Raw genomic sequence first — 25,858 nt, forward strand, 5'->3', positions numbered from 1 at the left:
ACATATGAACCCGCAAATGATCCGCGAAGAAGTATTGAAAGCCTTGAAAGGCATTGCCCCGGAACTTGAAATCGAGCAGTTGCGATCTGATCGGTCGCTGCGCGAAGAGGTTGATCTGGATTCCATGGATTGGCTTCGTTTCATTGAGGCTCTGAATCGGAGTCTGGGAATTGCAATTCCTGAAAGCGATTACCAAACCGTGGACACCCTGGACAAACTCATCACCTACCTGGGGCAAAAGGGATGAGGGTGCCGAGCAGTGGCTGCGGGGCGTTGAATGCTTGCGCTGCCTCCGGTGTAGCGGTTCCGCCTTGATTTGATCTAAATCAACAGCAGGTCGTTGCGGGTGGATGACCTAATCAGTGGCCCTTTATCAGGTATGCACTCATGAACATCGACAAGGCAATCTCCGGCCGGCGCTCTGCGCGTGAATACACGACGCAAGCCGTTGATGAGAACGTCCTGCGGCGCTTGATCAGTGCAGCTGCCCAGGCGCCCAGCGCAATGAACCAACAACCGTGGGCCTTCACGGTGATTCGCGACCAGGCACTGCTGGATCGGATCTCCCGTGAAGCGAAAGCGTACATGCTCAAGACGATGCCGGCAGGCTTCCATTCCGAGCACCTCCATACGTTGCTCAATGATGAAAACTTTCAGATCTTCTATCACGCGCCTGCACTCATCCTGATTTCGGGAAATGCGCCGAGTCCCTGGATCGTCGAAGACTGTGCACTGGCTGCCGAGAACCTGATGCTCGCCGCCTATGCAGAAGGCCTTGCCACCTGCTGGATCGGTTTTGCGCAGAGCTATCTCAATACGCCGGATGGCAAGCATGCCCTGGGCCTGCCGGCCGAGTGGACGCCAGTGGCACCCATTATCGTTGGCCACCCGAAATCTGCGCCTGGACCCATCTTGCACAGGACGGCGGAGATTCGCTGGATTGGCTGATCGCAAAACACTCTATCGCCATGTCGGCGGCGTCGTCATTGTGCACGGCGGCTGCCACTATCGACCGTCTAGCCGCAGCCTCGTTTGTCTGGCTGTTTTCTGATGTGGATCAGATTGTCCACCTGTCCGGCTCCTAATCTCGAACCATTCCCACCATGGTGTTGAGAAGAACTGAAATGAACAAATCAAGCTTGATCGGCCAATACATGTTGATAGCAGCGAGCGTTTTCCTGTTGCCATCCACCGGCGTCTTCGCCAACCCACCCATGTCGCCGCAAGGTGGTATGTCCCATCATTCCCAGGACGTCGATTGGGTCAAACATACGCAGCAGACCCTGGATGATCTGAAAGCCAAGCTCAATCTCAAGCCAGAGCAAATGCCTGCCTGGGAGACATGGGCTAACGGGGTCATCACGGATGCCAATCAGCAACTGGAAATGCACAAGACCCGACACGACGAGATGGCGAAATCGAAGCAAGCGCTGATTGATGCAACGACGCCGGAAAGAATGGCAAAAAGGATAGAGCGGCTGCGCGCACACACCAACTGGATGCAGGCGAAATTGGTGCGTCTGGATGCTGCTCAGGCGCGGACCAAAACGTTTTATGACACTCTGGAAACTGAACAGAAAACCATATTCGACCTGTTCTGGGCAGTGATGCATCGCAGGCATGCTGGCTATGGCGGCGCGCAGATGCCAATGCAAATGCCGATGCACATGCCAATGCACATGCCAAAACCGCAAATGGACGGCGACCAGGACCCAACAGACCCGCAGTAGGCGCTGACTGACTGTTCGATTGGGTGAACATCATGAAAATCGACACGGTAAAACGTTGCGCGTAGACAGGGCTAGTCCTATCCCCGGACAAAAAAACCTTCCCGGTTTCCCGGCCAGGGGCAGGGCAGTCAGGGGATTCACTCGCCTTGGATTGGCCCGACCGTTTGCATGGCTTCAGGCTTTTCGGCAGCGAGATGCTCGGTTACCGTTGCCGGTTGACTGGCTCGGTCAGGCGGAGGGCGTCGAGCGCCGTGACCCATTCTTCGTTGGTGGGCTCGACCACCACCTTGACTCGGCTGGCCGGGGTCGAGATCACTGGGGCATTGGCCTGGTTAGCCGTTTCGTCCAGTTCGACGCCCAGATACTGCAGGCCAGCGCACATACGAGAGCGAATCGCCGCGTTGTGTTCGCCAATACCAGCCGTGAACACCAGCATGTCCAGACCACCCAGTGCCGCGACCAAGGCACCGGCTTCGTGGATGAAGCGGCGCAGGTACAGCGCAAGGGCCATGGCCGCGCGAGGCTCAGTGGCTTCGACTTTGAGCAATTCGCGAGGGTCGCTGGAAATCCCGGAAACGCCCAGAAGGCCAGACTCGTGATACAGAATATGGCTGACACGTTCGAGGCTCAGCTTCCAGGTTTCCATCAGGAAAATCACGGCGCCAGGGTCCAGCGCCCCGCAGCGCGAGCCCATCATCAAACCGTCCAGCGCTGAGAAACCCATGGTGGTGGCGACGCTTTTCAAGTCCCGCATGCCACACAGGCTGGCACCGCTGCCCAGGTGCGCGACCAGTGTCCGGCCACGCGCCTGATCGCCGTAGCGCTCGGCCAGCGCAATGGATTGGTAGCGATAGGAAAGCCCGTGAAACCCGTAACGACGCAAGCCGCTTTCCCAGGCCGACCAAGGCAGCGGCAGGATTTTCTCCACGTCTGGCAGGGTCTGGTGGAAGGCGGTATCGAAACACACCACGTGTGGCAGGTCGGGGCGGGTTTGTAGCAGTGTTTCGATGGCCTCCAGCGCAAAGGGCTGATGCAGAGGGGCTAGCGGGATGTAGCTTTTAAGGTCGGCCAGTACCTGCGTGTCGATCAATACCGGCTTGGAGTATTTAATCCCTCCATGCACGACGCGGTGGGCGATGGCCCTGATCGAACGGCCTACCAGTCGAGTGTGCAGCCGCTCACGAATATACCCAAGGGCATCGTGATAAGGATGCTTTTCATCAAGGGGCAGTGGCTGATCGTCGCCGTCGTTTTCGCTGACCACCGAGTTTGGCCCCGTGATGCCGTCGACCTTTGCGCGCCACAGTGGTGTGCGAGCCAAAGGGCTGCAGGTCGCGTCGAACAGGGCAAACTTGATGCTCGACGACCCCGCATTGAGGACCAGGATCACTTCACCGGTATCTGTGTCGTTCATGGCAGGTTTACCCGTGTTACAGGCCTTCGCGGGCGGCGAGGCCTTTGTGCTGGCGATACTGCTTGTCGATCCAACGCCTCGCGGCGTGGAGCAAGTCGACGGCGGTCCTGGGGTTGGTAACGGCAAGGAAACTGTAGCGCGTTTCCCTTTGAGGGGGATGGTCGGACGTGGCGATCCGGACGGGTGTTGCTGCTCAAAGGGCGCTCATTGATCTAGATCAACACCCGCAGACAGCATCAAGCCATAAAGCCTGTATCAAGTTCTATTTGGCGTTGTTGAGCGCTGGCGCGGGGGAAGCGCAGCCCTCAAACGAAAGAGGGCCGCCCCCCAATCAAATGGAGAAACATCGTGATGTATTCACATATCCGCTGGTTCAAAGAGCTGGGTATCAACGATGTATCGCTGGTCGGGGGCAAGAACGCCTCGCTGGGCGAGATGTACCAGAACCTCACGACTGAGGGGGTACGCGTCCCCAACGGTTTTGCCATCACTGTTGAGGCGTATCGTTATGTGCTTGATCACAATAGCGCCTGGCAGCCTCTGCATGCGGCACTGGACGGACTCGACCCCGACAACATCAAGGATTTGCAGGCGCGTGGTGAAAAGGCGAGGGCGATCGTATATGGCTGTTCATTGCCGGAAGATCTGAAGACGGCGATTTTGCAAAGTTTTGCCCAACTCAAACAGGAATACGGCGAAAACATTTCATTGGCGGTCCGTTCCTCGGCGACCGCTGAGGATTCGCCACAAGCCTCATTTGCCGGGCAGAACGACACCTATCTCAATATCGCCCGTGACGATGATCTGCTCGATGCCTACAAACGTTGCCTGGCGTCCAACTTTACCGACCGCTCCATCCATTACAAATACGACAATGGCTTTGATTACTACAAGGTCTATCTCGCCGTCGTGGTCATGAAGATGGTGCGTAGCGATATCGGGGCCAGTGGCGTGATGTTTTCGCTGGACACGGAAACAGGCTTCAGGGATGTCGTCTTCATCAATGCCGCGCTGGGGCTCGGCGAGAATGTCGTGCAGGGCACGATAGACCCGGACAGCTTCTATGTGCACAAACCCAGCTTTCTCCAGGGTTATCGTGCTGTCTTGAAGCGCAGCCTGGGTAGCAAAGCAAAGAAGATGATTTTTGCCGGCGAGCTCAATACCGGCAATATCGCGGTGGAATACACCAAGAATATTGACACGCCCCTCGAAGAACGAACCCGCTTCTGCATCTCCGATGCGGATGTGATGGTGCTGGCCGACTATGCCATCAAGGTTGAAAACCACTATTCGGGCAAAGCCGGTTTTTACAAGCCCATGGATATGGAATGGGCCAAAGACGGGATCGATGGCCGCTTATACATGGTGCAGGCGCGACCGGAAACGGTGGAGTCGCAAAAGAACGGTAGCGTGCTTGAGATTTACCATCTCAAGCAAAGATCGACAGTGCTGCTCAAGGGCCGGGCGGTCGGTACCCGAATTGGCGCCGGCAAGGCGCGTGTCATCAACGATGCCAAGCATCTGAGTGAGTTTCAACCGGGCGAGGTGCTGGTCTCAGAGAACACGGCACCCGACTGGGAACCTGTCATGAAGACCGCCGCGGCTATCGTGACGAGCAGGGGTGGCCGTACTTGTCACGCCGCCATCGTGTCGCGTGAACTGGGCATTCCCGCCATCGTGGGAACCGCAAACGCGGCAGAGAAAATAGAAACCGGCACACCGATCACCATTAGCTGCGCCGAAGGCGAAACCGGACATGTCTATGAAGGCATTCTGGATTTTGACATTCAGCACACCGATCTCAGCCAGCTGGGACATCCAGAAACGAAGATTATGATGAACCTGGGCAATCCTGATCAGGCCTTTAGTCTTGCCTCGCTACCGGTGGATGGCATTGGTCTGGCGCGTATGGAATTCATTATCAATGAATACATCAAGGTGCATCCGATGGCGCTTGTGCACCCTGAAAAAGTGGATGAAGCAACACGTGAAAAGATCGCTGCCCTGAGTGTTGCTTACAATGATCCTGCGGATTTTTTCGTCAAGACCTTGGCCGAAGGCGTCGCCACTATAGCTGCGGCGGTGTATCCAAAACCCTGCGTAGTGCGCATGAGCGACTTCAAAAGCAATGAATACGCGACCCTGCTGGGCGGAAAGTATTTCGAGCCGGAAGAAGACAACCCGATGATCGGTTTTCGTGGCGCGTCCCGTTATACCCATAGTGCCTATGCCGAAGGTTTTGCGCTGGAATGCGCGGCAATGAAGCGGGTTCGCGACGAGATTGGCCTGACTAACGTCAAATTGATGATTCCTTTTTGCCGCAGAGTGGAGGAGGGCGAAAAGGTGTTGGCAGCGATGGCCAGCCATGGCCTCAAGCGCGGAGAAAACGGACTGGAGGTCTACGTCATGTGCGAGATCCCCAACAACGTCATCCTGATTGACGCCTTCGCCAAACTGTTCGACGGATTCTCCATCGGCTCCAATGACCTGACCCAGTTGACCCTCGGCGTGGATCGCGATTCGGAAATCGTCGCCTTCGATTTCGATGAACGCGATCCGGGAGTGAAACAGATGATTCGCCTGGCGGTGGAGGGAGCAAAACGTAACGGCCGCCACTCCGGTATTTGCGGACAGGCGCCGTCTGACTATCCGGAGATGGCTGAGTTTCTGGTGGAAATCGGCATTGACTCGATAAGCCTCAATCCGGATGCCGTGCTCGCCACGACTCGGCATGTTCTGGCGGTGGAAAAGCGCCTGTCACTCAATCGCAAACCGTAAAACCGTTGCCTCATGGCTCGCATGATCAAGATCCGCAAAACTGCCGATTACAACGAGGTGTCGACGTGTATGCCTTCTTGCCACGTGAGTTGCCGGAGCAACTCTCCCCACTGACCGAGCTCGCACTTAACCTGCGCTGGACCTGGAACCATGCACTTGACGACCTGTGGAAGTCGATTGACCCAGAACTTTGGGAGCGTACCCATAATCCGTGGATGATTCTGCAGAATGCTTCGCAGCAGCGTCTTGACGAACTCTGCCGAGATGCCCATTTCTCGCAGAAACTGGCGCACGCCATCGCAGAGCATCGGCGTTATCTCGACGACTCAGGCTGGTATGCACAGCGGCAAGCGGCAAGCGATTCGGCGCGGATCGCTTATTTCAGCATGGAATATGGTCTGAGTGAGGCCTTTCCGCTCTACGCCGGCGGACTCGGTGTGCTTGCAGGAGATTACCTCAAGACGGCGAGCGACATGGGCGCTCCGATACTTGGGGTGGGTTTGCTCTATCAGGAAGGCTATTTTCGGCAATACATCGACGCGCAAGGCAGGCAGCATGAGGCCTATCCTTACAACGACGCCACCAGCCTGCCGATTCAGCCAACTATCGGCAATGAAGGCGCATGGCTGAAAATCGTGCTGCAACTTCCCGGTCGCACTTTGTATGTGCGTATATGGCAGGCCATTGTCGGACGTACGCGCCTGTATCTGCTGGACAGTAACGATCTGCGCAATGGTGCCGCCGATCGCGGTATCACCTCTAAGTTGTACGGCGGCGGCTCGGAAATGCGTTTGCTCCAGGAAGTGGTGCTCGGCATCGGTGGCTGGGCGGTACTGGACGCACTGGGTATCGACGTTGACGTGTGCCACCTTAACGAAGGTCATGCCGCACTGCTTGTGCTGGAACGTGCCCGTCGCTTTATGCACAAGACGGGAACATCGTTCTGGGAGGCATGGTGGGCAACGCGTGCAGGTAATGTATTCACAACGCATACGCCAGTGGCTGCGGGTTTCGACTCATTTCCGCCCGCACTCGTTTACAAGTATGCGCGTGAGTATCTCGAGGACTGTCGCATTTCATTGCGCGAACTTCTGGCGTTGGGCCGGCGTGATCCGGCGGACGACGATGAGCCGTTCAACATGGCTTTCCTGGCATTGCGTGGGTGCGCTCAGTGCAATGCAGTGAGTCGTTTGCATGGTGAGGTCAGCCGTCGATTGTTCAGTGATCTTTATCCACGCTGGCCGCTTCATGAGATACCTGTAGGGCATATTACCAACGGCGTCCATGTGCCATCCTGGGATTCAGTGTGGTCCGATCACCTGTGGACTAGCACCTGTGGCAAGGAGCGTTGGCTCGGCACGGTGGAGTCTCTCTCCGGGACGGTCTCCAACAGTGATGATATGGCCTTGTGGACGATGGCCGCCGAGCAACGCCGCGATCTGGTGCATTACACGCGTAACCGTTTGGCATGGCATCTTGGACAGCGTGGCGAGTCACCGCAGCAGGTCGAAGACGCCGCGCAGGTGCTCGATCCCAACTGCCTTACGCTCGGCTTCGCGCGGCGATTCACCGACTATAAGCGACCGAATCTGTTGCTACATGACCCGGAGCGCCTGAGTCGCCTGCTAACCGATGAGCATCGACCGGTCCAGCTGATCATCGCCGGCAAAGCCCATCCCGGTGACGAGCAGGGCAAGCAACTGATCCAGGCATGGATGGAGTTTGTTCATCGTCCAAATCTGCGAAGGCATGTCGTGTTCCTGGAGGATTACGACATTGAACTGGCCCAGCATTTGGTGCAAGGCGTCGATGTCTGGATCAATACACCGCGCCGACCATGGGAAGCCTGCGGCACCAGTGGTATGAAGGTTCTGGTGAATGGCGGACTGAACCTGTCCCAACTGGACGGCTGGTGGGCGGAGGCTTACCAGTCCAGCTGCGGTTGGGCGATAGGCGATGATGCCCCAAGCGACGATGTAGCCGACGCCGAGTGCTTGTACCGCCTGCTCGAAGAAGAAGTAGTACCCAGCTTTTACACGCGCGACACGCAGGGAATTCCACGAGGATGGGTGCAGCGTATGCGCGCCAGCATGTCGCAATTGGGGCCGCAATTCAGCAGCAATCGCATGCTGCTCCAATACCTGGATGGTTGTTACCAGCCGGCAATCCAGGCTTTCCGATGCCGTAGCAAGGATAAGGCCGGGCTCGCACGTGCGCTTCATGCCTGGCAGAAGGCGGTTGCCTTGGGATGGGACAAAATACATTTCGGCACGCTCGATGCGAAACACGACGGCGAGCGGCTGTACATCAGCGTGCCGGTCTATCTGGGGGAGATCGCCCCGGAGTGGGTAAGGGTCGAACTCTATGCCGCCTTGTGCGATGAACACCCGGCAGAATGCCTGCCGATGAACGCCGTCGGGCCCATTTTCGGCGCTATCCAGGGCTATATCTTTTCCATCTCGCTCGCTGCAACGCGGCCCGTGGATTGCTACACCCCACGGGTGCGCGCCTGGCACTCAGAAGCCTTTCTGCCGGCGGAAAATGCTCTTATTGCGTGGCAACGATGACGCCGACCTGCACTCCTAGACACCCTCTGGAAGCTTCGATTGCATCATTTCTCTTCTATCCAGTTTGCGTCCGTCCACGACGAAGGAACCATCCCCCACCGAATGAAGGGTTCGTGTCTCTTTGCGTGCGTCGTCGAGGTAGGCGGCGAGGCCTTCGAGGATAACGATATTGTGTTTCTCGATGATATCGACAACCTTGCATTCGATATTGGCCAGGCATTCCTTAATCAAGGGTGCCCTGACATGTTTGCCTTTCACGGGCGTGAATCCGAATGTTGCGAACTTGTCAGTGTCGGCACCGGAACAGGTTCCCACGGCGATAACGCGATCGAGCAGATCGACGGTCGGGATTGAAATGACACACGCCTTGGTGTTCAGAAGCGCAGCGTATGAATAGTTCCAGGGGCCGGTGGTCATGGCGAAAATCGGTGTGAAACCCATCACCATGGTCCAGGAGATGGTCATGATGTTGTTCTTCTCGCCATCATTTGTGGTGACGAAGACAACCGGGCCTGGTTCCATCAGTGTGAATGCTTTGTTGATGTTCATCTTTTTCAACGGCCGGCACTCCCCATTGTCTTTGATCGGCGCTTCATCTGCTCAGACGGAACCCAATGCGCCATTTTCGGCCAGCAAGCTGGCTATCAGGGCGCTGGTGTCGAGTACGTGCAAGCGCTGCGTCACGCACTCGGGGGGCAAACGAAAGGGAGGTACGGAGTCAGAGATCGCAACGTGCTCGAATAGCGGCGGGTCGAACAGGTTGCTGCCCGCAGTGAACAAGCCATGGGTCGCCGCTGCGAACAGCCGGGTGGCTCCAGCCTTTTGACAGGCAAGGCCGGCATGCCTCAGCGTTTCGCCGGTACTGATCAGGTCGTCGAAAACAATGGCGGCCTTACCCGAGACTTCGCCAACCAGGAGAGTGCCTGTCAGAGTCGTGTGAGCACGGTGCTTTTCCATCAGCGCACTGCCCACTGAACGTCCCAGTTGTCGTTCGAGGGCCTGACGAAATTGCTCGGCACGCTTGGCACCACCGGAATCCGGAGACACCGCCACCACCTCGGCGTCGCCGACGAACCTGGCGAAATGCTCGGCGAATAATTCTGTGCACTGCACGTTCCACGCAGGAATGCGAAAGGCATTGTCGAACGCCGCCGGATTATGCACTTCCAGGGCAACCAGGCGATCCACGTGGCAGGCTTCAATCATGGTCGCCAGGTAGCGAGTGATCGTCGGGTCTTGAGGCTGGCTGCGGCGATCTTTGCGTCCGTAGCAGAGGTAGGGCGTTACCGCCTGCACATGGCGAGCGCCGGCATCCTTGAGGGCTGCGCAAAAGAACAACAGGCGACACAACTTATCGTTAGCGCTCTGTCGATCATCTCCATACAACGAATGGAACACCACGACCTCGCGACCGTTAACCGGCTCCAGCGGTCGGCATTTATGTTCGCCATCTTCATAATTGCGCTCTTCATGAAGGGCCAGTTGGCAGCCAAGCCGCTGCGCGACGAAGGCTGCATAGTGCTCACTGCCTTGCAGGGCAAAAAGAAGCGGGCGATCTGAGAGCATGCATCGGCTCCTTTGAGGCTTATCGAACAGGCCTCAACTGGATGGCTAACGTGGACATCAAGTACCTGGCAATCCTTGTGCCTTCATCGGGCAGCACCATGACGTAACACCTCAATGCAGAACTCCATTTCGTAGGGCGGAACGTTGCATTCGACGATGTCATGGGCGGCAACTTGCAGGTGCACGCCGATAATGTCGGCATGGATCGGCTGCTGGCAGACATGCCGGTCAACCAGTACCGCAGTGTAGACCCGACGAGCGCCCAGTTGCGCCAGATAGGCACACGTGCGCAGGAGTGAATGGCCCTCAAACAGCACATCATCGACAACGAGCAGGGTAGTGTTGGCAAGGTCCAGTTCACCCAGAAGTGGGTTCTCGGTCAATTCTGTGTGTGCATGCAGCACCTTGAGGTCATCGGCATAACGCTTGACCTTCAGGGGGTAAAGCGGCAGCTCTGGCTGGCCGGTCTGACGTGAAAGATGCTGCTGTAATCGCTGTGCCAGCGGCTCGCCACGGCGCTGGATGCCAATCAGTGCCGCTTGAACGGGCGGTAACAATATCGACGCTTGGCGCGCCATGCCCTGCAGTACACCATCGAGTTCATCGCTGTCGTACAAGCGCAACCGCTGACTCGCCAGTAGGGTTGACATAGCCGTCTCCAGTCGAAAACCGATGGACAGCAAAAAATGCTGTCCCATTGCCAACGTAATCCCGCCCGGTTCGGCCCTATTGATATTGATCAAGTCGGGTGAAATGAAATCCCATTCCATGAGCGTTCGTCCAGTGATCGGTCTTGCGCAGGGACTTGATATAAATCAACGCCAGGGCGACATCAACGGAGGACTCTGAATCAAACGCTGGTGCTTGATCCGGCGCGTCGAGTCCCACCTGTCTGGAGTCAGATCATGAGCCAATATCAACGCTTGTTACTCATCGTCAACCCGGTCCTGCGCCATTCCCCTGCGATAAACCATGCGGCCGCCCTCGCCAAGGCCAGCGGCGCGAGCTTGCATATCGCTGCGTTTGTAATGCCCTTGGAGGTTCTGTCTCTGCTTGAAGAAGGCGTGCAGGAAAAGGCTCGGGAGAGCTATCTTCAGGACCATCGCGACTGGTTGACGAACCAGGCCACCAAACTCCGCGCGCTCGGGCTCGAAATAACGACGGAGGTGACGTGGGCCGATGACTTGGAACAAGACATTCTTGATCACGTCACGGAAATGCAGCCCGACCTGCTGATCAAGGAAGTGCAGCACGAATCAGCGCTCAAACGCGCGTTCTTCACCCCGCTGGACTGGCATTTGTTGCGCGACAGCCCGATACCGGTCTATCTGGTGGGCGGCAGTGGCCATGCCTTGCCGCGCAAGGTCGTGGCGGCGGTTGACGCTTCAGATGCCGAGTCTCGAAACACCGAGCTGAACGAGCGGATCATTCAGCAAGCCACCAACCTTGCGTTGCAGTGCGATGCCGAGTTGCACCTGCTGTATGCCTGTGATCTTTCGGGGATCTATCTGTCGGACATGGGAGGGCTGGCGCTTCCAGACATCACCAAAGAGTTGCGCACAACCGAGGAACAATCGTTCATCAAATTGGCCAATCGGTACGGCGTACCCTCTGATCGCCGGCATTTTATTCTCGGTCACCCGGTCTCGGCGCTGAGCGATTTTGCCAGCGAGCACCAGGTGGATGTGATCGTGATGGGCAGAGTCCAGTACCACGGCCTGGAGAAGCTGCTGGGCAGCACTACCGAACATATTCTGTACCAGGTGCCCTGCAGCGTTCTGGCGGTCTAGATCGGGCAAGGCCAGTTGTAACGAAACGACAGGCGTCATCGCCTGAGGAGGTTTTTCATGAGTCAAAGCCCCTCATTGCAAACCACGTTGAAGGACCGGGTAGAAGCCGGCCAGCGTCTGGTGGAACCGTTGCTCAAATATGCACATCGACCCGATGTCATCATCCTCGCCTTGCCCCGTGGCGGCGTTCCCGTCGCTTATGAAGTGGCCAAGGCCCTGGACGTGCGCCTGGACCTGATGCTGGTCCGCAAGCTGGGCGTTCCATCCCACCCGGAGTTCGCCATGGGCGCCATTGCCAGTGGCGGTATCCAAATCATCAATAACGACGCATTGCAGGCAAACCCGATTACTCCGGCCGCGTTCGATGCCGTGCTCGCGCGCGAAACACAGGAACTGTTGCGTCGTGAGCAGGTGTACCGCGGAACCCGCCCACCCGTGCGATTGAAGGATCAGGTGGTGATCCTGATCGACGACGGCCTGGCAACCGGGGCCTCGATGATGGCGGCAATCCACGCGGCGCGAAAGCAAGCACCGGCTCGCATCGTCGTCGCCGTGCCGGTGGCGCCGCTGGAAACCGTGGAGGCGCTGCGCAGTGAAGTCAATGAAGTCATCTGCCCACTCATTCCCGAATGGATGATGTCGATCGGATATTGGTACCTGAGCTTCCCCCAGACTTCAGACGAAGAGGTTATTGATTTGTTGACGCGGTCCTGGCGGCGGGAGTCTGCTGCCAGTGCCTCGGCTCAGGAGAGCGTCGATGATTGAGGTGCACTATCGGCAGCTGGACCTGAAGGACGTTGAGTTATCAGCCGATTTGCGCCTGCCGGTCAACGCCAGCGCGTTGGTGGTCTTCGTCCATGGCAGCGGCAGCGGTCGTACAAGTCCGCGTAATCAATATGTCGCAGAGTCGCTGGCCAGACGGGGGCTGGCGTCGCTGCTGTTCGACCTGCTCACGGAACCGGAGCAACGCCTGGACAACCTCACCGGTGAACTTCGTTTCGATATCGCCTTGCTTGCCAGGCGGCTGGTGGAGGTCATCGACTGGGTCAGTCGGGACGCGGAATTGCACGCGCTACGAATCGGTCTGTTTGGCGCGAGCACCGGTGCTGCGGCGGCCTTGTTGGCCGCGGCCTTGCGGCCGGAGGTGGTGCATGCGGTGGTCAGCCGGGGCGGGCGCACCGACCTGGCGGGTGCGGCATTGACCCAGGTGAGGGCACCCACTTTGCAGATCGTTGGCGCCCGGGACCCGATGGTGCTTGAGCTGAATGAGCAAAGCAGTCGTGCCTTGCGGTGTGAACAACAGCTGGAAATCGTGGCGGGCGCTACCCATCTTTTCGAGGAGCCCGGGGCCCTTGAGGACGTCGCCAGACTTGCTGGCGACTGGTTCGAGCACCATCTGCACGGCCCCGACTGACAACTCTGGATCGGTGTCACACGCCAAACGGATAGGTTTCATCTTCCGGTTCGAGTTCCTGGCTTTTTGGCAGTGCCAGTGCTGTCACGGGTTGGGTCTGTTCAATCCAGATCATGGCGTCGAACTGTTCGGCCAACATCGCTTCGAAGTAATGACTGCCACGCTCGGTTTCGGGGCGGTAAATCACCCCGATGGCCCGTTCCAGCAACGGTTTGGACAACACCCGGCGCAGCTCTTTGCGCGTTGGGTCTCGCCAGTCGGTCAATGACGCCGGCACACCCGCCTTGAGGAACTGATGCTCCCAACTGTCCGGGCGAGAGGGCAGGACGTCCTTGATGAGCATGTCGCCGTCCCAGTCATCGGCCGCGGTCACCTTGCCACGGTCGGTGCTCATACCGATCAGCACGGCATCGCGCCCATAGGCACTGCGGCACAGCTGACCGATGTTGAACTGACCCTTCCAGCCCATCTCCGTCGCGGCCGCGTTGCCGATATGAGAATTGTGCGCCCAGACCACGGCTTTGGCTTGCGGGCCCCGGTGCTCAAGCAGTGCACGAAGTGTGTCGAACATGTGCCGGTCACGCAGGTTCCACGAGGCGGTCGACCCTCGATAAATCGCACGGTAATACTGTTCCGCTGCCTGCACCACCCGAGCGTTCTGCGCCGCATTGAAGAACGCCTCGTCGTTCTGGATGAGCCCGGCCAGTTGTTCGGCCAGCATGGCATTGAGCTGGTCGACCACCGGCTGCTCACAGGGCATCAAGCCGCCACGTTCGACGAAGTGGCCATACAACGCGGGATCATCCTGCCATGGGGTCAGACAGCCATAGCGCCGCCGGGCTTCGTGGGCCAGCTTTGGGTCGACCCGGTCCAGATAACTCAGCACTTCATGAATGGAGTTGCGCAGGCTGTAAACGTCCAGCCCGCGGAACTCGACACGATGTTCAGAGGCGAGGGTGTGGTTGTATTGATGCAGCCAGTGGGCGAATGCTCTCACGTCGGTGTTGCGCCACATCCAGGTCGGGAATCGGCTGAAGATGTGACGTTTCCACGCCGAAGGCGCCAATCCCCGGACATACTGGTCGACATGACCCGCGTCCGGCCAGTCCGCTTCAACGGCCACGATGTTGAACCCATGCTGCTCAATCAGCCTTTGGGTGATCGCTGCCCGGGTTCGATAAAAATCGCTGGTGCCATGACTGGCTTCGCCGATCATCACCACCCGCGCATCCGCATAGCGATCGAACATTTCACCAAAGGCGGAGGAATCCAGTGCCGGCAGAGGCTCGGCGTATTGGCGCAGAAGAGGTGCGATGGCGGCCTGGTCAATGCGCCGATGTGAGCCATACAGGTTATCCAGCATGTCTTGGGAGGGTGTGTTCATGACTGTCGTTCCCGCAAAGGTGGGTTACTGCCAGCGGTATTGCGCTTGCGCTCAACCGCCCGAAATCAGTCCGCAGGTCCTCGACACATTGTGTTTAAACGCAAGCTTTTGTGTCGCTTCATCACCTGTTTGATTATTCCTACACCTTGATCCAGATGAACAATTGAGTTTCGTCAATAAAGGCTGCAAAGCCTTGAGAGAAGCTGTCTGCATCAAGTATTCGTTGGCTGCCGACTATGATCTGACGCGATGGGTGTTATTCCGAAAGCAGGAATGGAAGGCTCATTTCCCTCTGACCTTGTAAATGGTCGGCGTCTGGCTAGGCTCCAGCCTAGGGCTGTCTTCGGGAGAGGGAATTGAACGGTAGGTGAAGGATGGTATTCATCCGCTAAAAGCAGGGGCGTAGATCATGGAAGCATTGGGTACGAAGAGTATTTTCAACCGCTCACATCTGACGCTTGCCCTCTGCGTAGGTGCGCTCATGGGCTGCACCAGCACGAGTGAAGAGACATCGCAAACCACGTCGGCCATGTCCGGTATCGCCATGGCGGACCAGGTTTGCGCCCAATGCCATGGACTGACGGGAGAGTCCTTCTCGCCAACATTCCCCAAGCTGGCCGGGCAGCAAAAAGAGTACCTGAAGTTGCAGCTGGCTGACTTCAAGGACCATGCACGCAGTGATAAAGCCGGGACTCAGTACATGTGGGGCTTTAACCATCTGACGCAGACCCAGATAGCCGAACTGGCCGACTATTTTTCGAGTCAGAGCCCCATGAAGGCGGATGCAGACACGCCCGATGCCCGCGGTGAATTGATCTTTCGCCAGGGCTTGCCTGAGGCGGGCGTCGCGCAGTGCAGTTCGTGCCACGGTGCCGGCGGTCAGGGAGGTGGCCAGATTCCCCGCGTGGCGGGTCAACATGCCGCTTATGTGAGTCGCCAGATCAAGGTGCTTCAACAGACCGAACTGCGGCCCCGGGACGCCCTGATGAAGAAAAATCACTCACTGTCTGAGGCGGATGCCGAATCTGTCGCCCATTACATGGCAACGCTGGGGGCAAAAAAATAATGGCTTTTCGCCGACAGCGCTCAAGTCGTTTTACAGGTACAGGCAGTGAATCACTTGGCGGGTATCGAAGGGATCGTCGCGCGTTTCGAAGCCAAGGGATCTGGCCAGGTCGCGCATCGGCGCATTGCTGGAGGCGTCGACCGCATATATCTGGTGAAAACCGTTCTTGCGCGCGGCCGTGATCAAATGTTCCATCAGTAACGTGCCCAGCCCCAGATGCTTCCATTGATCGGCAACTGTCACCATACACTCACACTTATATTCGCCCGCGGTGGCATAACGGCTGACGCCGATCTCGATCAATTGGCCATTTTCGTGGACCAGCGCGATGTATGCCAGGCACTGCTTGTTGCCGGGTTCGTTGACCTGCGCGAGAAAGCGCATGTGCCGGGACTCAGGGCATAGGTGTTTGATGAAGCTGTACTCACGCTCGCGGTCTTTTTCCGTCAGTTGCCGGATCAACACGTGACGACCATCCTTGAGCGCTTCGATCCAGTATTTTCCGGTGACTTTGGCATAGGCTTCGGAAGATCGATCATTATGGTCTTTGACAGTGAGCATGATGCGATCCCTCCCGCCGTCTTCAAAGGTCGGCGCGCAGTGACAAACCACGCGATTCACTTCTTTCTACACCCCTGGCTGCGCCTGAATATGATCTGGATCAGACTCTTATGACAGTGCGCTCAATTGCCTGGATTTGATGTAAATCAAACAGGCAGAGGGCGCAACGAGCGCAGTCTCTGAACATGGCCACGCAATGGGCCGGTGTATAGACGAGGTGTGTCATGGCCCACTATCAACGATTGCTGCTGATCGCCAACCCGAACCTGAAAGAGGCCCCGGCCTTGCTGCGTGCCATCGCCCTGGTCAGGGCCAGTGGAGCCAGGCTGGATGTGCGAGCCTTTATCGAACCGGCGCCCATGGAGCATCCGTGGGAAGAGAACAGAGACGAGGAGGGTGATCAGCGATATCAGCGTCATTATCTCCACTGGAAGGACCAAACACTTCAGCGCCTCAATGCCCAGGGATTGGAGGTGAACGTGCAAGTTGTCTTCACCTGCGATCCACTGCTCGACATCTTGAAATGTGTCGAGGCGCTCAAGCCCGACCTGGTCATCAAGGATGTCACACTGGACCCGGTACTTGGACGGGCGTTCGTCACACCTCTGGATTACCATTTGCTGCGCGGATGTCCCGTTGCGTTACACCTGGTCAACCAGGTCCGTCATGAGTTGCCTCGTCGGATCGTCGCCGCTGTGGACCCGTTCGATACGGTCACACAAATCCATGATGTGAACGATGCCATTATTCAGGCGGCTCATACGCTGGCCGCGCAATGCCACGCATCGCTGCACCTGCTTTACGCCTATGACTTATCGCCTGCATTCAATGGCGATACGCCGCTGATCAGCGGCTGTTGGAACATGGCCTTCATGGATGAGTTGCGAGAGTCCCTTCATCAGGCGTTCAACACCCTGGCTGAGCGCTATGGAATTGCTCCAGAGCACCGGCATTTTTTCATGGGTCTGCCGACGCCGGTGATCAGTGCATTTGTCGATGAATACCAGGCAGACGTCGTGGTGATGGGCACCGTGCATCGTGTGGGCACTCATCGATTCATCGGCAGCACTATGGAGCGCGCGCTGTATTCGTTGCAGGGCAGCATTCTGGCGGTCAGACAATCAGACTCGCACGTCGAAGAGAACAGGTGATCGCGGCGTTGACCCGCGCCTTGCTTCAGCCTTTTTAAATGAACAAAAAAAACCCCGCCGGTTTCCCGGCAGGGGCTGGGCAGCCAGGGATTCACTCGCCTTTGATTGGCACGACTTTATCCGCTTTCATGGCTTCGGGCTTTTTCGGCAGCGAGATGCTCAGCACGCCTTTGCTGAAACTCGCGTCGATCTTCTCGGCATCGACACCTTTGGGCAAGTTGAACACCCGCTCGAAGGAGCCATAGTGACGCTCGCTGAGGTGATAGCCCTTCCTTTTTTCTTCCTTGTCCTCTTTCTTTTCGCCTTTGATGATCAGGCTGCCGTTGGACAGTTTGATCTCAATGTTTTTCTGATCCATACCGGGAAGCTCAGCTGTGATTTCGTAGCTTTTGTCTTTCTCGGAGATGTCCACGGCAGGCAGACCGTGACCGATCAGTTCGCGCCGCCAGAGCGGCTCGACATCGAATAACCCGCGACCGAATGGCGACAGCCCCGAGCCGCGATTGAAGTCTTCGAACAGGTGATCAACCTGCTGCCGGAGCTTTTCCAGAGGGCGCCAGAGGTCTGTTGTCACGGGATGCTGACTGGCTTTGTCGTCGCTATGAACCGGCACTTTTTTTTCACTGTTGCTCATTTTGAATTCCTCCTCTTGGGTAATAGAGATGGATCGCAAACCGTTTGGCGGTCCACCACGACAGAACAAGCACGCAACACCGGGCCCTACAAGGTCAGTGTCCCGGACCACAGCATCCAGCCGGCAAAGGCTGCCGCCGTCCAGATAATGATTAACAGCCCCGTCTCGGGACCGCTGAGCGGTTGTCCCTGGCGAGCCTTCATGGTGGCCAGGTAAATCAACGAACCGGGGGCGTAGAGCAAAGCGCTGAGCAACATGTATTTAGGCCCGGCGGCATACAGCAGCCACACGCAATACAGCGTCGCGACCAAGGCAATGGCCATGTCGCGCAGTTGCTGGCCTCGGTGGCCGGCGTAGGTCTCGCCCTGCCAGGTCAGTTTCAGCGCGTACAGACCGCTGAACAGGTACGGCAGCAGAATCATCGAGGTGGCCAGGGAAATCAGCGCGAGGTAACTGGCGCTCGAGTACAGCGTCAGCAACAGGAACAGTTGAATGCAGCCGTTGGTGATCCACAGCGCATTGGCTGGCACACCCTGGGTGTTTTCCACGGCGAATGGCCCCGGCATGACCTTTTCCTTGGCCGGTGTGAACACCGATTCCGCTGCCAGCAATGTCCAGGCGAGCAGGGCGCCACCCACCGAAATGATCAAGCCGATGCTGATCAGCACCGCGCCCCACGGTCCGGCGACCGCCTGAAGCACGCCCGCCATCGAGGGGTTTTTCAAGGCGGCCAGTTCCGGTTGTTTGAGAATGCCCAGCGACAGCAGTGACACCGCAATCAGCAGCAACAGGGTGATGACAAAACCGATGACCGTGGCGCGACCGACATTGGCCCGTTCTGCCGCACGGGCGGAGAACACGTTGGCGCCTTCGATCCCGATGAACACCCAGACGGTCACCAGCATGGTGCTTTTGACTTGATCGAGGGTGCTGCCCAGTGCGGGCGAACCCCAGAAATCGACGTTGAAGGTTTCACGCTGGAAAGCGGCGATCACCAGGCCGATAAACAGCAGCAACGGAACGATCTTGGCTACCGTGGTCAACGCGTTGGCCCGGGCCGCGGTGCGCATCCCTCTGAGGATCATCCAGTGCAACGACCACAGCACCACGGACGCGCCGGCAATCGCCGCTTTGTTGTTGCCTTCACCGAACAGCGGGAAGAAGTAACTCAGCGCCGCGAACAAAATCACCAGGTAGCTGACGTTGCCGATCCAGGCGCTGATCCAGTAGCCCCAGGCGGAGTTGAAGCCAAGGAACTCGCCGCCTAATGCGCGGGCGTAGGCGAATACACCGTTGTCCAGGGCAGGTTGGCGGTTGGACAGGGTTTGGTAGACCAAAGCGAGCGACAGCATGCCGACGCCCGTGATCAGCCAGCCAATCAGGATCGCCCCGGCCCCCGCACTGGCCGCCATGTTCTGCGGCAGGCTGAAAATGCCGCTGCCAATCATCGAACCGACCACCAGGGCAATCAGCAGGCTCAAAGACAGGCGCTTGGGTTCCACCTTTCGCAAACTGCCTGCAAGGGGTTGTGTGGCAGTCGGCGGAATGACCGGTTGGGTGCCTTGCAGATGCGTAGCCATGGGAGCCTCCACGAAACGAAAGTTTCTGCACACATCGAATGCGATGGTGCGAATGCTGACTCTAATTTCTACGTGTCCGTCCAAGGCGTGTTTGATTTAGATCAGTAAGACGGCATACGCCTGGTTTGTGCGGGCACAACCAGCACTTAGGGTGTGTCCGCCGCCGAAATTCAGGCGCCCCGGGGACACGAAAGACATTCGCGTCCTAAGCTCTACCTCGATGCCAGATATTTTTACAGCGAGGCCTGCAAATCGCTTTCGAGGAACTCACTTCGATGCTCAGTAAGTGGCTGGACCCCGTTCTGTTGCTGCTCACCGCACTGACGCTGCTGGCCGGCGGCATTGCGTATGTTGCGCAAGAACCTGATTGGGCATCGAGGTGCTGGGCCGCAGGAAGCCTGGTGATGGCTGCGGTACTGCTCGTTGAAATCGCCAGGCGCCTGGCCCGGCGCGAGGCCGGTGTCGACCTGATCGCGCTGCTGTCGATCACTGCCGCCCTGGTCTTTGAGCAGACACTGGTGGCGGCGGTGATTGCCTTGATGCTGGCGACCGGACGGACCCTGGAGTTTTTCACCAGGCAACGCGCTGACCGTGAGCTGCGTGCGCTCATCGACCGGGCGCCACGCTTTGCCTGGCTGCAGGAGGAGGGCGGCTTGCGTGAGGTCCCCGTTGAGCAGGTCCAGCCGCATCAAACATTGCTGGTGCGGCTGGGGGAGGTGATACCGGTCGACGGTCGGCTGCTAAGTCCTGCGGCGATTCTGGACGAATCGGCGCTCAGTGGTGAGTCGCTGCCCGTCACCCGTCGAGAAGGTGAGCAACTGCCCAGCGGCGTTTCCAATGTCGGTGCGCCCATCCTGCTGATCGCCACCCGAACAGCCGCACAGAGTACCTACGCCGGCATCGTGCGGCTGGCCGAGGAGGCACGTCGTTCGCGCGCACCTTTCGTGCGACTGGCCGACCGCTATGCCTTGTTCTTCATCCCGCTGACATTGCTGATTGCCGGATTGGCCTGGCAATTGAGCGGCGATCCTTTGCGAGCGTTGGCGGTTCTGGTGGTGGCCACGCCTTGCCCTTTGATTCTGGCGGTGCCGATTGCCTTCATGTCAGGTATTTCGAGGGCGGCGCGGCGCGGGATCCTGATCAAGGACGGCGCGACCCTGGAAGCGCTGGCCGGGGTCAAGCAGGTGTTTCTCGACAAGACCGGCACGCTGACCAGCGGCCATGCCCGCCTGCAGTCGATAGAGGTCAACGGGTTGGGCGATCCGCAACGCCTGCTCGGCCTGGCCGCTTCGCTGGCGCAAGCCTCGACGCATCCTGTTTGCCAGGCAATTGTTGAAGCGGCGCATCAGCGTCAATTGTCGCTCAGTGTCCCGCAGGCGGTAGAAGAAAGCCCAGGCTCCGGGCTTTGTGGGCGCGTCGATGGCGTGCAGGTGCGTTTCGGCACCTTGCCTTTTGCTCACAAAGACGCCGCTGCAACCGACTGGGTCGCCGCGATGCTGCGCCACATGGATTACCTGGCATGCAGCGGAAGCTTCATCGACGTGGACGGGGAACTCGCGGGCCTGCTGGTTTTCTCGGACAAGGTTCGGCGCGAAACGCCGCAGACGCTGCGTCGACTGCGCAATAGAGGCATCGAAAAGATCGTCATGCTCACCGGGGATCGCCTGGAAACTGCGGAGATGATTGCGCTGTCTGCCGGGATTGACGAGTTGCGTGCCGGGTTGACCCCTGAGGAAAAAGTGCGAGCTGTACAGCAAGGTTGCCTGCACACCAGCACACTGATGGTCGGCGATGGCATCAACGATGCTCCCGCGCTGGCGGCGGCCAACGTCGGCGTGGCCATGGGGGCGGGCGGTGCCACGGCTTCTGCGCAAGCCGCTGGCGTTGTGCTGTTGGTGGATCGCCTGGATCGCTTGGTCGAGGCGTTGGACATTGCCCGACGAACCCTCTATATCGCACGCCAAGGCGTGCTGGTCGGTATGGGGATGTCATTGCTGGCCATGGCAGCGGCAGCCCTCGGCTATCTGCCGCCGCTGATTGGCGCCGTGGTGCAGGAGGGCATTGACGTGGTGATCATCATTAACGCCTTGCGGGCATTGGGGCCGTCGTGGGAGCTGAGGAAACGAAAGCTTGCCGCAGAGCATATCGATCGCCTGCAAGATGAACACCAGCAACTCGCCGCCGTACTGAGCGATCTGCACCAACTGGCCAATGACTTTGCCCAGCGCCCACTTGCGCAAGCACAGACCGACCTGATGCAACTGGTCGACAAGTTGCAAACATCACTGGCGGAGCATGAACGCGAAGATGAAAACACACTGTACCCGCTGTTGACGCGAAGCATGCCGGGCGAGGATCCGATGTCGGCGATGAGCCACGCACACCGGGAGATTTTTCGCCTTATCCACTTACTGGCGCGCATGAGCAGCGACTTCAGTTCCGCCCCCGCAACGGCATCAGCTGATGAGATTCAGCATCAGCTGATTCGCCTGGATACCCTCGTGCGACTGCACTTTGATCAGGAGGAGGAACTGTTTCGTTATCTGGACTGGCGCTAGACAGGCGAGTCAGGCACAAAACACCCGACTCGTCCCCTGACGTTTCGAACGTCCAGATCGGGTTTATTCCTCAATCAATTCCTGTGGCGAAACCACCCAGACGCTACACGGCATCTTGTACAGCAGATGTTCCACTGTACTGCCGACCAACCTGTCCATGACACGACGCCCGGCCCGGCCCATGACAATCATGTCGATGTCATAAGCGGTTGCGTAGCTGCCAAGCACCTTGGCCGGGTTGCCCATGATCATGTGCTGGCGCTCCGGCGGGATGCCGTTGCGCTCCGACAGTTCGCGGAAGGCATCAGCCTGTGCATCGAACAGGGTTTTGGCTTTGCTGGAAGAGAAAAACGTCGAGCCATCGCGGAAACCGAATTCATCCGCACTCATGGATGAAAGATCATGGGCATAGATGACGTCGAGTTCTGCATGACAGGTGCTCGCCAGTTTTGCGGCATCTTGCAGAATCCTGTCATTGAAACCCTCGTACTGCCCATCGCGATGGAAAGGGTCGACGGCTGCGACGATCTTGCGCGGCAAGGCGTGGCGCATATTGCTGACAAAATGCAAAGGCACCGGGCATTCGCGCAGCAGATGAATATCCAGCGGAGTAAACATCAGGCGTGACAGGAGCGATTCGTGTTCCAGCCCCTTGATCAGCGCCGCCATGGGCTGTTCTTTGAGATGGATGAGGATTTCCTGCAAGGGTCTTTCCACCCAGACCACTTCAGTGGTGACGTGTACGCCGATTTTGCGCAACGGACGAGCCTGGTCCTCCAGCCATTGGCGATGGCGTTCAACGTAGCCCAGTCGCATCTGTTCCAGCGCTTGTTCATTGACCATTCCGGCGGTCGCCAGCCCTTCGAGATAGTCGAACGCCACGATGTGCAATGACGCGTCCGACGCTTTGGCCAGCGCGGCGGCCCGGTCGAAAGCGGGGCTGTTTTCCATCAAGGGCGAGGCGACCAACATGAAACGCGTTTGATCAGGCATGACCATTCTCCCGTGGATAATCGTGCAAGTGCTTGCCAATGCAGCGATGCAATTGGGAAGTGAAGCTTTGCGATGATCATGCGGCCGGTCGGGGAAGGGGGATTGATCTTTGTCAAACGCGAGGGGCAATGACCCTGTCGCCCGACGTACGGTTATCCGCTGCGTTCAGAGACCAAATTGTTGACCATTGTCAACCTGTCGTCTGGCATCCCGGCGCAGTCTTGGCGGCGTGCTGAACGCTTGCGCACGCAGAACGAAAGAGGGATCACCATGGCGACCATGAAAGCGGCAGTTTTCGTTGAAAAAAACCGGATCGTGCTGCAGGACAAGCCCGTCCCCGAGGTCGGGCCGCTGGATGCACTGGTCCGTATCACCACCACGACCCTTTGCGGTACCGACGTGCACATCTTGCGCGGCGAATACCCGGTGGCCAAAGGGCTGACCGTGGGTCATGAGCCGGTGGGTGTCATCGAACGGCTGGGCTCCCAGGTGCGCGGCTTCGTCGAGGGGCAGCGAGTCATTGCCGGCGCCATCACGCCCAGCGGGCAGAGTTACGCGTGCCTGTGCGGCTGTGCCTCGCAGGATGGCCCTGACACCCGTCATGGCTTTCGCGCCACGGGTGGCTGGAAATTCGGCAACATCATTGATGGCTGCCAGGCCGAGTACGTGCTGGTGCCGGACGCAATTGCCAATTTATGCCCGATTCCCGACGGCCTCAGCGATGAGCAGGTGCTGATGTGCCCGGACATCATGTCCACCGGTTTTTCCGGGGCGGAGCGCGGCGAGGTGAGCATCGGCGATACCGTTGCCGTTTTTGCCCTCGGGCCGATTGGCCTCTGCGCAGTGGCCGGCGCGCGTCTGAAGGGCGCGACGACCATCATTGGCGTCGATGCCGTGGCCGAGCGCATGAGCGTTGCGCGGCAGTTGGGCGCGACCCATGTGGTCAATTTCAAGGACGGCAACGTCGTCGAGCAAATCATGGCCCTGACCGATGGCCGTGGCGTCGATGTGTCCATTGAGGCGCTGGGCACCCAAGGGACGTTCGAGTCTGCACTGCGGGTGTTGCGTCCGGGTGGCCGGCTGTCGAGCCTCGGGGTTTATTCCACTGACCTGCGCATTCCGCTCGATGCCTTCGCCGCAGGACTGGGGGACTTGAGCATCGTCACCACCCTGTGTCCCGGCGGCAAAGAACGCATGCGTCGCTTGATGGCGGTGGTGAACAGCGGCGGTGTCGACCTGTCTCCCCTGGTGACTCACCGTTTCAAACTCGACGACATTGAAGCGGCTTATGAGTTGTTCGCTCACCAGCGGGACGGTGTGATGAAGGTGGCGATTACGCCGTGAGGAAGGTGATTCCGGCCAGGAAGGCAACGCCTGCGCAGATGACCAACCCATGAATGAAACCCTCGGCATGACGGGAGCAGCGGCGGCGCTGGGAATCGGCATGCTCGTTGGTCTTGAGCGCGAGCGGCACAAAGGACAAGGAGAGAGCCGTGCCTGTGCCGGGTTGCGCACCTTCGCGATTACCGCGCTGTTGGGCTATGTGGCGATGCAGGTCGGCGGCGGTCTGCTGGTAGGCATCGTGGCGGTCACGCTGGGCTTGCTGGTCACCGTGGCGTACTGGCGCAGCCTGAGCGATGACCCGGGCGTGACCAGCGAAGTCGCATTGCTCACCGTGTTGGTCCTGGGGGCACTGTGTAGCACCAGGCTCGAACTGGCCATTGCCATTGCCGTGGTGGTGACGGGGTTGTTGACGTATCGACAGAAGCTGCACCACTTTGCCCGTAGCCAGTTGACTGATGCGGAGATGCGCGACGGTCTGGTCCTGCTGACTGCCGCACTGGTGGTGCTGCCACTGGTGCCTGATCGCTTCATTGGCCCCTATGCCGCCATCAATCTGCGCACCATTTGCACCCTGACGGTGTTGCTCATGGTGGTGGGCGCGGTGGGGCATGTTGCTGTTCGTACGTTGGGTACCCGTTATGGCTATGCGATCAGCGCCATTGCCTCCGGATTTGCCTCGAGCACCGTGACCATCGCCGCTATGGGCCACATTGCCGCCAAGGAGCCGGACAACATCAAGGTCTTGAGCGCAGCGGCGATATTCTCCAACCTCGCGACCTTCATCCAGGTCGGCCTGATCCTGGGCACGGTCGACACCGATCTGTTACGTCATATCTGGGCCCCGTTAATGTGCGGTGCTGCCGCCACGGCGCTGTATGGCCTGTGCTTGATGTTTCCCCGGCCTGCGACCGGCGTGAGCCAACCGATCAAGGTCGGCGGTGCGTTTAATCTCAAGCTGGCCCTGCTCGTCACATTGACCATGACCGGCATCGCTTTCCTGTCGTCGGTGATGCTCAGCCTCTACGGCGAAGTGGGCGTGATGCTGACGGCGACCTTGACCGGCTTTGCCGATGCCCACTCCTCGACAGCGTCGATTGCCACATTAGCCAAGTCGGGCCAGATGCCGTTCGACGCCATTGCCGTCCCGACGTTAATCGCCGTCAGCAGTAACTCCCTGAGCAAATGCCTGGTGGCGTGGGTCAGTGGCGGTCGACCGTTCGCCGCTTATCTCATCCCGGGGCAGGTATTGCTGACGCTGGCGATGTGGGCCGGAATCTTGCTGCTCTGAAGGTACATCTCGCGTTGGGCTGATAAAGATCAAGTTGACT

22 protein-coding genes are annotated in these 25,858 nt (G+C 58.4%); 13 read left to right on the forward strand and 9 right to left on the reverse strand.

Annotated elements, in window-relative coordinates; all coding sequences use genetic code 11:
* Positions 1-4 precede the first annotated feature (4 nt).
* From B723_RS19870 to B723_RS19880, 3 genes are all read left to right on the forward strand, one after another.
* Positions 5-247 carry an acyl carrier protein gene (locus B723_RS19870; protein WP_017338543.1) on the forward strand — a complete coding sequence of 81 codons (243 nt, stop codon included), beginning with the start codon at positions 5-7 and terminating at the stop codon, positions 245-247.
* 140 nt (positions 248-387) lie between these two features.
* Positions 388-948: a nitroreductase family protein gene (locus tag B723_RS19875; protein ID WP_017338544.1), complete on the forward strand. Its 561-nt coding sequence runs from the start codon at positions 388-390 to the stop codon at positions 946-948.
* Positions 949-1,124: 176 nt separating this feature from the next.
* Positions 1,125-1,730 (forward strand): Spy/CpxP family protein refolding chaperone, encoded by a 606-nt coding sequence (locus B723_RS19880; protein ID WP_017338545.1) that lies wholly within the window; start codon positions 1,125-1,127, stop codon positions 1,728-1,730.
* A gap of 202 nt (positions 1,731-1,932) precedes the next feature.
* Here B723_RS19880 and B723_RS19885 read toward each other — a convergent pair whose 3' ends face one another.
* A complete protein-coding gene (locus B723_RS19885; protein WP_017338546.1) occupies positions 1,933-3,144 on the reverse strand; it encodes an acetate/propionate family kinase in 1,212 nt (403 codons plus the stop codon).
* Positions 3,145-3,495: 351 nt separating this feature from the next.
* Between B723_RS19885 and ppsA the strand changes: the two genes are divergently transcribed.
* Entirely contained in the window at positions 3,496-5,922 is a 2,427-nt protein-coding gene (gene ppsA / locus B723_RS19895; protein ID WP_017338548.1) for a phosphoenolpyruvate synthase, read from the forward strand.
* Between the two features lie 65 nt (positions 5,923-5,987).
* On the forward strand, positions 5,988-8,489 hold the full coding sequence (gene glgP / locus B723_RS19900) for an alpha-glucan family phosphorylase (protein WP_017338549.1): 2,502 nt from the start codon (positions 5,988-5,990) through the stop codon (positions 8,487-8,489).
* A 15-nt stretch (positions 8,490-8,504) separates the two neighbouring features.
* Here the strand turns inward: glgP and B723_RS19905 are convergent, their stop codons facing one another.
* The 3 genes from B723_RS19905 to B723_RS19915 form a co-directional block, all read right to left on the reverse strand.
* On the reverse strand, positions 8,505-9,038 hold the full coding sequence (locus tag B723_RS19905) for a flavin reductase family protein (RefSeq protein ID WP_017338550.1): 534 nt from the start codon (positions 9,036-9,038) through the stop codon (positions 8,505-8,507).
* Between the two features lie 51 nt (positions 9,039-9,089).
* Entirely contained in the window at positions 9,090-10,055 is a 966-nt protein-coding gene (locus tag B723_RS19910) for a ribose-phosphate diphosphokinase (protein WP_017338551.1), read from the reverse strand.
* Between the two features lie 83 nt (positions 10,056-10,138).
* Positions 10,139-10,705 (reverse strand): phosphoribosyltransferase family protein, encoded by a 567-nt coding sequence (locus tag B723_RS19915; protein WP_031318863.1) that lies wholly within the window; start codon positions 10,703-10,705, stop codon positions 10,139-10,141.
* Positions 10,706-10,960: 255 nt separating this feature from the next.
* Between B723_RS19915 and B723_RS19920 the strand changes: the two genes are divergently transcribed.
* Genes B723_RS19920 through B723_RS19930 form a run of 3 tightly spaced genes read left to right on the forward strand, consistent with a single transcriptional unit; the run spans position 10,961 to position 13,259 of the window.
* Entirely contained in the window at positions 10,961-11,845 is an 885-nt protein-coding gene (locus B723_RS19920; protein ID WP_017338553.1) for a universal stress protein, read from the forward strand.
* 57 nt (positions 11,846-11,902) lie between these two features.
* Positions 11,903-12,610, forward strand: coding sequence for a phosphoribosyltransferase (locus B723_RS19925; protein WP_017338554.1), 708 nt, complete (start codon positions 11,903-11,905; stop codon positions 12,608-12,610).
* Positions 12,603-13,259: a dienelactone hydrolase family protein gene (locus tag B723_RS19930; RefSeq protein WP_017338555.1), complete on the forward strand. Its 657-nt coding sequence runs from the start codon at positions 12,603-12,605 to the stop codon at positions 13,257-13,259. Before B723_RS19925 ends, B723_RS19930 begins: the two co-directional genes overlap by 8 nt.
* Before the next feature lie 16 nt (positions 13,260-13,275).
* Here B723_RS19930 and B723_RS19935 read toward each other — a convergent pair whose 3' ends face one another.
* Positions 13,276-14,643, reverse strand: a complete 1,368-nt coding sequence (locus tag B723_RS19935; RefSeq protein ID WP_017338556.1) for an erythromycin esterase family protein — start codon at positions 14,641-14,643, stop codon at positions 13,276-13,278.
* A gap of 409 nt (positions 14,644-15,052) precedes the next feature.
* On the opposite strand from B723_RS19935, the gene B723_RS19940 reads away from it, so the two are divergent.
* Positions 15,053-15,709, forward strand: a complete 657-nt coding sequence (locus B723_RS19940; protein ID WP_017338557.1) for a c-type cytochrome — start codon at positions 15,053-15,055, stop codon at positions 15,707-15,709.
* 30 nt (positions 15,710-15,739) lie between these two features.
* Here B723_RS19940 and B723_RS19945 read toward each other — a convergent pair whose 3' ends face one another.
* The gene (locus B723_RS19945; RefSeq protein ID WP_017338558.1) at positions 15,740-16,270 is read right to left on the reverse strand and encodes a GNAT family N-acetyltransferase; all 531 of its coding nucleotides are present in this window, start codon (positions 16,268-16,270) and stop codon (positions 15,740-15,742) included.
* Between the two features lie 224 nt (positions 16,271-16,494).
* Between B723_RS19945 and B723_RS19950 the strand changes: the two genes are divergently transcribed.
* Positions 16,495-17,421 (forward strand): universal stress protein, encoded by a 927-nt coding sequence (locus tag B723_RS19950; protein WP_017338559.1) that lies wholly within the window; start codon positions 16,495-16,497, stop codon positions 17,419-17,421.
* 91 nt (positions 17,422-17,512) lie between these two features.
* Here B723_RS19950 and B723_RS19955 read toward each other — a convergent pair whose 3' ends face one another.
* Both B723_RS19955 and arcD read right to left on the reverse strand, forming a co-directional pair.
* Complete coding sequence (locus tag B723_RS19955) at positions 17,513-18,055, reverse strand: Hsp20/alpha crystallin family protein (protein WP_017338560.1); 543 nt, start codon at positions 18,053-18,055, stop codon at positions 17,513-17,515.
* A gap of 86 nt (positions 18,056-18,141) precedes the next feature.
* Positions 18,142-19,635: an arginine-ornithine antiporter gene (gene arcD, locus B723_RS19960; protein ID WP_017338561.1), complete on the reverse strand. Its 1,494-nt coding sequence runs from the start codon at positions 19,633-19,635 to the stop codon at positions 18,142-18,144.
* 275 nt (positions 19,636-19,910) lie between these two features.
* On the opposite strand from arcD, the gene B723_RS19965 reads away from it, so the two are divergent.
* A complete protein-coding gene (locus tag B723_RS19965; RefSeq protein WP_017338562.1) occupies positions 19,911-22,193 on the forward strand; it encodes a heavy metal translocating P-type ATPase in 2,283 nt (760 codons plus the stop codon).
* A gap of 63 nt (positions 22,194-22,256) precedes the next feature.
* Here the strand turns inward: B723_RS19965 and B723_RS19970 are convergent, their stop codons facing one another.
* Positions 22,257-23,186, reverse strand: a complete 930-nt coding sequence (locus B723_RS19970; RefSeq protein ID WP_017338563.1) for a universal stress protein — start codon at positions 23,184-23,186, stop codon at positions 22,257-22,259.
* Between the two features lie 270 nt (positions 23,187-23,456).
* On the opposite strand from B723_RS19970, the gene B723_RS19975 reads away from it, so the two are divergent.
* Together B723_RS19975 and B723_RS19980 are read left to right on the forward strand one after the other, a co-directional pair.
* Entirely contained in the window at positions 23,457-24,530 is a 1,074-nt protein-coding gene (locus tag B723_RS19975) for an NAD(P)-dependent alcohol dehydrogenase (protein WP_017338564.1), read from the forward strand.
* 49 nt (positions 24,531-24,579) lie between these two features.
* Positions 24,580-25,818: an MgtC/SapB family protein gene (locus B723_RS19980; protein WP_017338565.1), complete on the forward strand. Its 1,239-nt coding sequence runs from the start codon at positions 24,580-24,582 to the stop codon at positions 25,816-25,818.
* The last annotated feature ends 40 nt before the right edge of the window (positions 25,819-25,858 follow it).

The organism is Pseudomonas fluorescens NCIMB 11764, from assembly GCF_000293885.2.
GTDB classification, from domain to species: Bacteria; Pseudomonadota; Gammaproteobacteria; order Pseudomonadales; family Pseudomonadaceae; genus Aquipseudomonas; species Aquipseudomonas fluorescens_B.

Coding starts and splice junctions, on each gene's coding strand:
- B723_RS19950 (WP_017338559.1), top strand. CDS start 16,495: ATGGCCCACTATCAACGATTGCTGCTGATCGCCAACCCGAACCTGAAA.
- B723_RS19925 (WP_017338554.1), top strand. CDS start 11,903: ATGAGTCAAAGCCCCTCATTGCAAACCACGTTGAAGGACCGGGTAGAA.
- B723_RS19930 (WP_017338555.1), top strand. CDS start 12,603: ATGATTGAGGTGCACTATCGGCAGCTGGACCTGAAGGACGTTGAGTTA.
- B723_RS19945 (WP_017338558.1), bottom strand. CDS start 16,270: ATGCTCACTGTCAAAGACCATAATGATCGATCTTCCGAAGCCTATGCC.
- B723_RS19920 (WP_017338553.1), top strand. CDS start 10,961: ATGAGCCAATATCAACGCTTGTTACTCATCGTCAACCCGGTCCTGCGC.
- B723_RS19955 (WP_017338560.1), bottom strand. CDS start 18,055: ATGAGCAACAGTGAAAAAAAAGTGCCGGTTCATAGCGACGACAAAGCC.
- B723_RS19905 (WP_017338550.1), bottom strand. CDS start 9,038: ATGAACATCAACAAAGCATTCACACTGATGGAACCAGGCCCGGTTGTC.
- ppsA (WP_017338548.1), top strand. CDS start 3,496: ATGTATTCACATATCCGCTGGTTCAAAGAGCTGGGTATCAACGATGTA.
- B723_RS19880 (WP_017338545.1), top strand. CDS start 1,125: ATGAACAAATCAAGCTTGATCGGCCAATACATGTTGATAGCAGCGAGC.
- B723_RS19935 (WP_017338556.1), bottom strand. CDS start 14,643: ATGAACACACCCTCCCAAGACATGCTGGATAACCTGTATGGCTCACAT.
- B723_RS19885 (WP_017338546.1), bottom strand. CDS start 3,144: ATGAACGACACAGATACCGGTGAAGTGATCCTGGTCCTCAATGCGGGG.
- B723_RS19980 (WP_017338565.1), top strand. CDS start 24,580: ATGAATGAAACCCTCGGCATGACGGGAGCAGCGGCGGCGCTGGGAATC.
- B723_RS19875 (WP_017338544.1), top strand. CDS start 388: ATGAACATCGACAAGGCAATCTCCGGCCGGCGCTCTGCGCGTGAATAC.
- B723_RS19940 (WP_017338557.1), top strand. CDS start 15,053: ATGGAAGCATTGGGTACGAAGAGTATTTTCAACCGCTCACATCTGACG.
- B723_RS19915 (WP_031318863.1), bottom strand. CDS start 10,705: ATGTCAACCCTACTGGCGAGTCAGCGGTTGCGCTTGTACGACAGCGAT.
- B723_RS19870 (WP_017338543.1), top strand. CDS start 5: ATGAACCCGCAAATGATCCGCGAAGAAGTATTGAAAGCCTTGAAAGGC.
- B723_RS19970 (WP_017338563.1), bottom strand. CDS start 23,186: ATGCCTGATCAAACGCGTTTCATGTTGGTCGCCTCGCCCTTGATGGAA.
- B723_RS19975 (WP_017338564.1), top strand. CDS start 23,457: ATGGCGACCATGAAAGCGGCAGTTTTCGTTGAAAAAAACCGGATCGTG.
- B723_RS19910 (WP_017338551.1), bottom strand. CDS start 10,055: ATGCTCTCAGATCGCCCGCTTCTTTTTGCCCTGCAAGGCAGTGAGCAC.
- arcD (WP_017338561.1), bottom strand. CDS start 19,635: ATGGCTACGCATCTGCAAGGCACCCAACCGGTCATTCCGCCGACTGCC.
- B723_RS19965 (WP_017338562.1), top strand. CDS start 19,911: ATGCTCAGTAAGTGGCTGGACCCCGTTCTGTTGCTGCTCACCGCACTG.